We start from the raw sequence: 8204 nt of genomic DNA, 5'->3' as shown, positions 1-8204 counted from the left end.
GGTGGCAATGGTCACCACATCCGAATCCACGAATGAACCTTCCGTAATCAGGTCGCGGATAAGCGCGGCGTGACGAGCCTCTACCGATACGATCTTGCCGGCCGCTACCAAGTAGTTGAGACCTGCTACGTTGGAGGTATCAATGAAACGACCAGCTCCATTGTAAGCCGATACGCCCAAGTCCTCGAAAGCCTTTGCCGTGGCCAGTACTGCTGTTCTGGAATTGAAGTCGATGGTGTCGAAGTTCGGCTCCAAATCCTTGATGATGGCTGATGCGGCGTCACGCGTAAGAGCGGCTTTGAAGAACTCCCGGTGAATTACTTCATGGTAGTACAGGTCGTCGAAAATTTGCTTCTCGGCGCTACCTGCCGTCAGGCCAGTATAGTAAGTTCCTGTGCGCACTCGGGTATAGAAAGCAGCCTCTAGCTGCTCCAGAGCATACGCGTAATTAAGAACTCCTACGCTGCCAGAGCCGACATTGACCATGCCGGGCATATCAGTTCCACCATCGCCATCATCATCGCAACCAGAGAGGAGCAGAGCAGTAACGCCGGCGGTGGCCCCGGCATACATAAAGAACGAGCGACGCTTGATGGGAACGTAAAGCGGCTTGGCAAATTCTGCCTCGTCGCCACCCTTTTTGAGAATGTTAGACATGTGATGGAAAGATTTGGGTAAAGGAAAATTTCGGCAAATAAAGCCTCCTGCACAGCCCTGGGGGAGTTGTGTATTGAAGAAAACCTAGAAATACTATTGGGTATTTGGAAGGCACTTACGGGGTATAAGCAAAGCAGGATTGCAGAAGGCCGGAATTTTATTATCGGGGTTACTGATTCGCTAACCTCAACTATTGCATAGTTGAGGTTGCTTGGCTATTGGAGAGGTTCGCAAAAAGCCCTTTTCAGCTTAGAAAAGGCTTTTTGTGTAGCTTTGAATTGCTACCACTTGCTTTATGCTCCGTTTACTTTTCAGCTTAATTCTAATTGCCTGCTGCTGTGTTATGCCGCCGCGAGGAAAGGCGCAACAACCAGCCAAACCGTCGGTGGTGGCGCCAGAGGCGCAGGCAGAGTTGGAACTAGGGCCAGCGGCGTTTCCGGTTACCGAGTATTTTACCATCAGTTTTCACCTGCGTGGAGCTGCTCTGGAGCGCTATTCCGCCTTTCCTGATCTAGAGGGTTTCAAGAAAAGCGGCAAATCGAGCACCACGACCACCCGGATAGTGGAGGGCCAAACCACTACCGAGCTAACCATCACCCAACGCTACGCGGCCTACGCCGAAGGCGAGTTTGTAGTGAAGCCCTTCACGATGACCATCAACGGGCTGACAGTGCGCTCCAATGGCCTAACCGTGCGCGTAGGGCCCGCTCCAACCGCCGGAGCAGCGCCGCCAGCAGCGGGTGGTTTACAAGGCATCGGCTTGCTCGACAACCTGTTCGGCAAGCCGAAACCGCAGGAATACGTGGAGCCGAAAGACAACGCATTTCTGGCTTTGGTGCCCGACAAAACCAGCGTCTTCGTGGGCGAAGGCGTGCATATTGGGCTGTACTTCTACCTCACGCCCGCTGACCAAGGGCTGCTCGACTTCTACAATTTCGCCGGCCAGCTACCCGACATCCTCCAGCAGCTTCGGCAGCGCACGGCCTGGGAAGAGCCCTTCAACGAGCAGGAAATAGTGCCGGAGTCGGTGACGATAGGAGGCAAGCCTTTTTTGCGTTACCGCCTCTACGAAGCCGAGTATTACCCGCTCAATGCGGAGCCGTTGGTGTTTCCGGCCGTGGCGCTCCGGATGGTGAAATATCGGTTGGCCAAAAATCCTACTGAAGGCCTCGACAACCGTCTTGAAGGCTACAAAACGTACCTCACTACCACCCGCACCATCCTAGTAAAACCGCTGCCGCCACACCCGCTGCGTGACATAGTGCCAATAGGCCATTACCAGTTGCGCGAGGCCGTCAACCACACCACGTTTCGTACCGGGCAGGCATTTACGTACAGTTTTGGGGTGGAAGGCGAAGGCAACTTAGCGGCGATTAGCGCGCCGGTGGTGCCGCTCAAGCCGGGCTTGGAAGTGTATGGTCCGGATGTGCAGCAGGAACTAACCCGGCAGGCCGGCCGCGTAGGAGGGCGCAAGGTGTTTACGTACCGGTTAGTGGCCCGCCAACCTGGTAAGCTGCCCCTTGATAGTCTGTTGAACTTGGTGTTTTTCGACCCTACTGTTGGCCGTTACGATACGCTCCGCGCCGAACTAACGCCCACCATTCGTGGCCCAGTCCGCACAGCCAGTACCTTCCGCGCCCCCACCGATGACCCGTTCTATCAGAACGTGCTTTTCGACGCCGACAACACCTTGCAACCCCTCAATGCCTACGACGACGTCCGCCGCTACGCCAACTATATTCTGGCCCTGCTGCTAGGCGTGGCAGTTTGGGGCTGGTGGCGAAAACGCTGAAATGGCAAGTTGGTGAGGTTGTAAGTTGATGTTCTGGTAGCTTTGCCTTTCCGAGAATCAACTCACCGTTTCATCAACTCACTCTTCCGCCTCATGTCTAATTCCTTCGGTACGCTGTTTCGCATTACCACTTTCGGTGAGTCGCATGGGCCGGGTATTGGCGTGATAGTGGACGGCTGCCCGGCAGGGTTGGCAGTGGAAGCCACCGACATTCAGGCGGCGCTGGACCGGCGGCGGCCCGGGCAAAGCGACCTGACCACCCCCCGCAAGGAGGCCGATCAAGTGGAAATTCAGTCCGGCATTTTCGGGGGATATACCACGGGCACGCCTATCAGCCTCTACATCCGCAACCAGGACCAGGCCAGCCACGACTACTCCCATATCGAGCACGCCTACCGCCCCTCGCACGCCGACTACACCTACGACCAGAAATACGGCCGCCGCGACTACCGCGGGGGGGGCCGCAGCTCGGCCCGCGAAACGGCTGCCCGCGTAGCGGCCGGCGCCATAGCCGAAAAGTTTTTGGCGCACTACGGCATTGTGGTGCGAAGTTATGTGTCGCAGGTGGGGGCGGTGCAGGTACCGGTGGGCTACGAGCAGCTAGACTTAGGACTTATTGATAGTAACCCCGTCCGGTGCCCGCACCCCGAAACCGCCGAGCGCATGGCCGACCTCATCCGCCAGACCCGCGACCGGCACGACACGGTGGGGGGCCTCGTAACGGGGGTTGTAACCGGGGTGCCAGCGGGCCTCGGCGAGCCGGTCTTCGACAAGCTGCATTCGGAACTAGGGCGGGCCATGCTGGGCATCAATGCCGTGAAAGGCTTCGAGTATGGGTCTGGCTTCGCGGGTACCTTGCTGTTTGGCTCCGAGCACAACGACACCTTTTATACCGACGAAGCCGGCGCGGTGCGGACCCGAACTAACCACTCGGGTGGCATCCAGGGCGGCATCAGCAACGGGCAGGATATCTATTTTCGTGTCGCCTTCAAGCCCGTGGCTACCATCTTGCAACCCCAGCAAACCCTCAACGACCAAAACGAGGCAATCACGCTGGCCGGCCGGGGCCGCCACGACCCGTGTGTGTTACCGCGCGCCGTGCCCATTGTCGACGCCATGACCAGCCTCGTGCTAGCCGATATGCTGCTGCGCGCCCGAGCAAACAAAGTGGAACTGTAGAGTGGTGAGCATCGAAGTTGTGAAATGGTGGGTTTGACGTTCTGTTTGCATCAACGCGCGGTTAAGGCATTAGCCTCACCATGCTCACTGTAGCGGTGGTGCGGGGGTTATCCAAGTGTACGGTTGGAGCGTGCGGGGCTGAGCGGCCAGATCAACGGTGGGCGCAACGATGGGCCGAACCGGGCGCCGGTTGAGTTGCACGTAAGAATCGGCGTAAACTGCCACCCGGCCAAGGCCGCGCCGGGCGTATTCGGTTGCCAGAAAGTGCGCGAATTGCAGAATACAGTCCGGTTGCCCAACCAGCTTGTTGTATTGGCGGACCGTTAAGTAAGAGGTAGGCGCCACTATTTCGGTGCGGCCATCAGGCAATACCACTCGGTAGGTAATCGAGCCGGACTTGCTGCGCAGCATCATATGCCACGCAAAGTGGTGGCCTTCTTCGGTCCAGTGCACGTCACCTCGGTACAGAAAATGCCGGAGCGGTACCAGCAACTGCACCACCGCATACAGGCTAAGGGCGGTTAGCAAAACGGGCGCATGGCGGTATGTGGCAGCAGTCGGAAGCGCAACGGCTGGCGCGGGCAAAGGCACACGAGTGGCTATCCAGCGGCGCAGGCCGGGGGGGTGCCGCGGCCAGGAAGGCGGGAAAAACAAAGCCGCCGTTATGAACAGTGAAAACCACGGAAACGTACCTAAGCCGAAAACGAGGACGTTGGAAATGTGGAAAAACGCGGCCGCCGCAAACGCCCACGACCGAGTGCGGCGCCACAGGAGTAGGGGTGCCACCAGCAGATCAAAGGCTACACCCGCGTAGCTCATCACCCAGGGCGTGATACTGCTCCCGAGTATTGGCCCGATGATAGGGTAGTTTGCTTTTGGGGCTAGCCACACCATAAGGGGCCGCGCCATAAACCAATCGGCGTTGAGCTTGGCTAATCCGGCATAGAAATAGACCAGACTCATCTGAAACAGCAACAAGTAGCGCGTCCAGGCGGGGGTAGTGGCGGACGGTGGCACCCGCCCCGCGCGCACGTCGGCCGAGGCGGCGCGGTGCGCTGGCGTCAACCCGAGCATTCCGGCTACCAGGCAATAGAGGTAGAAGTGGTTGATGAAGCGGGTTTCCTCGGCCAGGAACAGCAGCGTGTAGCAAAGCGTCAGGAGCAGGGCCGCCAGACGGAAATGCCAGCCAGCCGCCACCGCAATACCGCCCGCTATAGCTCCCAAATGAATGGCAATGATCAAAGGCGGCGACCAATGCGGCAGCCAATCGAACAACATGTAGGAGAAATGCACCTGTGGCTCGGTGTACTCCCGAACGTAGCCTAGTGCCAAGCTGCCGGCCATTTCCAGTGCCAGCAGAACCCCAATACCTATCCGAGCTACTACTAGCCAGGCAATATCAATGGGGCGAAACAAAGCAGCAGTGAGGCGAGCAAACATGATGGCAAGATACGCGGGCAGCCGCGTGATGGGTTGCCTTGCTATATCTTATCCTCATTGACTTCGCTATCTTTGCAACTAATCCCGTCTTGCGCGGTTTTATATCACAGACCGGTACGAAACCGGCTGACTTTCTCCCGCTTGTCTCCAAGTCTTTCAAACATGGCTGAACAACTCACTGCCCCCGCTGCGCCGGTTTCAATCTACGCCGAAGCCAGCCCCAACCCCGAATCCATGAAGTTCGTGCTCAACTCGCAGCTCTTAGCTGACGGCGTGAGCGTGGACTATCCGAACCTGGAAGCCGCCGCCAATTCGCCGCTGGCCCAGGAACTTTTCAACTTCGATTATGTAGGCCGCGTGTTCATTGCGCAGAACTTCGTGACCATCACCAAGGTCACGGATTTGCAGTGGGCGCAGCTTATTCCCGAACTGCGTACCTTCCTCAAGTCCTATATCGAAGCGGCTGGTCCCGTGTTCACCGTTGACCCAGCGGCCGAGCAAAAAGCGGCTCAGCAAGCGGCTGCCACCGGCGACTCGTCGGAAGCCGACCAGCAAACCAGCCAAAAAATCATCGACCTGCTCGACAACTACGTGCGCCCCGCCGTAGAGCAAGATGGTGGCAACATCACGTTCAAAAGCTACCAGGATGGCATCGTGACTGTGAACCTGCAAGGTTCTTGCTCCGGCTGCCCCTCGGCTACCGTTACGTTGAAATCGGGCATCGAGAACCTGCTCAAGCGCATGGTGCCCGAGGTGAAGGAAGTGGTAGCCGAAGGCGTCACTATTTAGTTTGGCCTGTAGTTTCTTGCCTCTAGCTCCTTTGATCTTTTGCCGAGAAAGCCTGGAAGGCGAGTGAAATACACTTTCTAATTAATGCCTCCGCTATAAAGCGGAGGCATTTTTTTGCCATATATTTCGAGCTTGAAACAGCTTGTTAAGCTCAACCAATTCTAAGAATGAGTTATTTAATTCAGCACGGTTCTTTTGTTATCACACAAAGATATTATGCAAGATTTCTGCATTTTTTTAGGAAATTATGGTTGGGTATATTAGGTATGAAAGTTGGCAAAGGCACAGAGCTGCCCCGCCTGCATGTTACCTGGCCTCACCAAGTGGAAATTGGTGCTGACTGTAAATTAGAGCATGATATTTATTTAAAATACGACGGGATTTGGCAGCCCGGTACAGCAATTAAAATAGGTGATAATGTATTTATCGGTTCGGGATGTGAGTTCAATATCAGTGAAGGAATTACGATTGGAAATGATGCGTTAATTGCTTCCGGTTGCCGATTCATAGACCACAACCATGGCACCGCACTCAATGAATTGATGAGGACGCAGGTTGGCCCAAAGGAAGCCATTAGAATAGAACCTAATGTTTGGTTGGGGGTTAATGTGGTAGTACTGAAGGGCGTAACGATTGGTGAAGGCGCTATTATAGCCGCCGGTGCGATAGTAACGAAATCGGTAGGACCCAATGAAATATGGGCGGGCGTACCCGCTAAAAAAATAGGAGAACGTAAGTAGTAATTCAGCACTAATCTTCACTCACCACCATAAAAACCGGGTGTACTATGCCTGGTTTTTGTGGTAGTGAGTGAAGGCTGGTGCTCAATTAAGTAAATGCAAAAAATTACAAACAAGTAAGTCTATTTATCGCCACTTAATTGAAAAGCGCGAGAAATATTAAAGCCAAAGTAAATATCGCCATCAAAGAAATCACCCGTTGTTTGAGGAACAAAGAATTTTTCTATCATCCCTTGCGAGTTGGTGAAGTGTAGTTGAAAGACGTGGCCACCCGTTTCAATATCGAACCCGATAGCCAAGGAGTTGCGGTAATCGTCGGCGGTGCTGCCGGGCAGTAGGTAGTAGTATTCCGCCGTGAGGGCCAAGCGTTTGGTTAGTTTCTGGCGCACCGCCGCTCCTATTGCGTACACGTCGTTTTGGTCGTGGCGCAGGGCCACATAGTTGCGGTGAACCAGCGTAGGCATCAACTGCACCGACAGATTTGGACTGAACTTGCGCGCTAGTAGAGCTTGGTAGGAATAGGTGAAGCGCGACGTGGTGGAGCGTTCGGGCTGGGGCTCGAACTTCAGCGTGCTGATGGCCGAATTAGCCAAGAGCGTCACCGATACCGGCATGGGGCGAGGGCCGCTGCTTTGGCGCACCGCCTTGTACTTCACAAACCCGTCGTAGGTCTTTTCCAGGGAGCTACGTCCCACCCCCACGGCTAGATTATCAGTGAGTCCGTACTCGAGCCCCAGCCGAATGGTAGCTTGGTCGAGTCCGAAAAACTCGTACGCCCCGCTGTTCAATGTACCGAAGCGGTGCGAAATCAGAAACACCAAGCTGCCCTTGCCCGGCGTCTCGACGGAGTGGCCATTGATGACTCGCGTGCCTTTGAAAGTGGCCGTTACGTACTCGCGGCGCAAACTATCGGTGGTTGCACTTTGCAGCTGATTCAGTAAATCCTGCGCCTGCGTATTGAGTGGCGCCATAAGAAGTACGACGGCTAGTCCGCCAGCCACTCGCCAAAGTGTTGAGGTTGACATCATAGAAGGGAAGATTAAGGAGCTGGATTACAGGCTAAATTCACGGTCACATCCACGGATTTGGCAATTTGGTTGCGCACCAGCGCCGGAATTTCAATGTTATAATCGGCCGGGGCCACCACAAATTTCGACTTGACCAGCAGCCGGTTGCCTTGCTTTTCCAGCGTGCCGGGTACGCGCACGTGCTTGGTTACGCCATGAATAGTTAGGTCGCCTTCCACCTGCACCGTTTGAGGACCTGCGGCCAGCAGCGCGTCCGGCACCCAATTGATAAGGTTTCCGGAAAAGGTGGCTCGCGGGTACTTCTCCGATTCCATGTAGTTTTCGTTGAAATGCTCCTGCATCAGCGACCGAGGAAACTGGAACCCTTTCATAGGCACCGTAAACGCAACCTGTCCCGACTGCACATCCACGGCCGCCCCCACCTGCTCGTTGCGGGCCTCAATGTCCTCGATGGGCGTTGCCGAGAAAAAACTAATTGTGCCCGCGCGCGTCAGAAACTTACTTTGAGCCAGTCCGGGTAGAGCCGCTAGCCCGCTCAGCAAAAGCACGATTAATACTGCTTGAGGCTTCATATTGGGG

General features: G+C 55.5%; 8 protein-coding genes. 4 read left to right on the top strand and 4 right to left on the bottom strand.

Annotation, left to right across the window (positions count from 1 at the left end):
* Nucleotides 1-657: ferritin-like domain-containing protein (locus ACFE7X_RS20785; protein ID WP_375437609.1), on the bottom strand; the 657-nt coding region annotated here is incomplete at its 3' end.
* A gap of 343 nt (nucleotides 658-1000) precedes the next feature.
* Here ACFE7X_RS20785 and ACFE7X_RS20780 point away from each other — a divergent pair.
* Together ACFE7X_RS20780 and aroC are read left to right on the top strand one after the other, a co-directional pair.
* Nucleotides 1001-2449, top strand: a complete 1449-nt coding sequence (locus ACFE7X_RS20780; RefSeq protein WP_375437608.1) for a BatD family protein — start codon at nucleotides 1001-1003, stop codon at nucleotides 2447-2449.
* Between the two features lie 93 nt (nucleotides 2450-2542).
* On the top strand, nucleotides 2543-3628 hold the full coding sequence (gene aroC, locus ACFE7X_RS20775) for a chorismate synthase (RefSeq protein ID WP_375437607.1): 1086 nt from the start codon (nucleotides 2543-2545) through the stop codon (nucleotides 3626-3628).
* Between the two features lie 84 nt (nucleotides 3629-3712).
* Here aroC and ACFE7X_RS20770 read toward each other — a convergent pair whose 3' ends face one another.
* Nucleotides 3713-5068 (bottom strand): HTTM domain-containing protein, encoded by a 1356-nt coding sequence (locus ACFE7X_RS20770; RefSeq protein WP_375437606.1) that lies wholly within the window; start codon nucleotides 5066-5068, stop codon nucleotides 3713-3715.
* Nucleotides 5069-5230: 162 nt separating this feature from the next.
* On the opposite strand from ACFE7X_RS20770, the gene ACFE7X_RS20765 reads away from it, so the two are divergent.
* Together ACFE7X_RS20765 and ACFE7X_RS20760 are read left to right on the top strand one after the other, a co-directional pair.
* On the top strand, nucleotides 5231-5857 hold the full coding sequence (locus tag ACFE7X_RS20765) for a NifU family protein (protein ID WP_375437605.1): 627 nt from the start codon (nucleotides 5231-5233) through the stop codon (nucleotides 5855-5857).
* 167 nt (nucleotides 5858-6024) lie between these two features.
* The gene (locus tag ACFE7X_RS20760) at nucleotides 6025-6597 is read left to right on the top strand and encodes an acyltransferase (protein WP_375437604.1); all 573 of its coding nucleotides are present in this window, start codon (nucleotides 6025-6027) and stop codon (nucleotides 6595-6597) included.
* A gap of 122 nt (nucleotides 6598-6719) precedes the next feature.
* Here ACFE7X_RS20760 and ACFE7X_RS20755 read toward each other — a convergent pair whose 3' ends face one another.
* Both ACFE7X_RS20755 and ACFE7X_RS20750 read right to left on the bottom strand, forming a co-directional pair.
* Complete coding sequence (locus tag ACFE7X_RS20755; RefSeq protein ID WP_375437603.1) at nucleotides 6720-7625, bottom strand: DUF5777 family beta-barrel protein; 906 nt, start codon at nucleotides 7623-7625, stop codon at nucleotides 6720-6722.
* A gap of 11 nt (nucleotides 7626-7636) precedes the next feature.
* Entirely contained in the window at nucleotides 7637-8197 is a 561-nt protein-coding gene (locus tag ACFE7X_RS20750) for a YceI family protein (RefSeq protein WP_375437602.1), read from the bottom strand.
* Between the last annotated feature and the right edge of the window lie 7 nt (nucleotides 8198-8204).

The organism is uncultured Hymenobacter sp. (assembly GCF_964242765.1).
Classification (GTDB): domain Bacteria; phylum Bacteroidota; class Bacteroidia; order Cytophagales; family Hymenobacteraceae; genus Hymenobacter.
This window is presented reverse-complemented; position numbering and strand designations above follow the sequence as displayed.

Excerpts from the sequence above, each read along its gene's own strand:
- ACFE7X_RS20760 (WP_375437604.1), top strand. The coding sequence starts at position 6,025 with ATGAGTTATTTAATTCAGCACGGTTCTTTTGTTATCACACAAAGATAT.
- ACFE7X_RS20750 (WP_375437602.1), bottom strand. The coding sequence starts at position 8,197 with ATGAAGCCTCAAGCAGTATTAATCGTGCTTTTGCTGAGCGGGCTAGCG.
- ACFE7X_RS20765 (WP_375437605.1), top strand. The coding sequence starts at position 5,231 with ATGGCTGAACAACTCACTGCCCCCGCTGCGCCGGTTTCAATCTACGCC.
- ACFE7X_RS20780 (WP_375437608.1), top strand. The coding sequence starts at position 1,001 with ATGCCGCCGCGAGGAAAGGCGCAACAACCAGCCAAACCGTCGGTGGTG.
- ACFE7X_RS20770 (WP_375437606.1), bottom strand. The coding sequence starts at position 5,068 with ATGTTTGCTCGCCTCACTGCTGCTTTGTTTCGCCCCATTGATATTGCC.
- ACFE7X_RS20755 (WP_375437603.1), bottom strand. The coding sequence starts at position 7,625 with ATGATGTCAACCTCAACACTTTGGCGAGTGGCTGGCGGACTAGCCGTC.
- aroC (WP_375437607.1), top strand. The coding sequence starts at position 2,543 with ATGTCTAATTCCTTCGGTACGCTGTTTCGCATTACCACTTTCGGTGAG.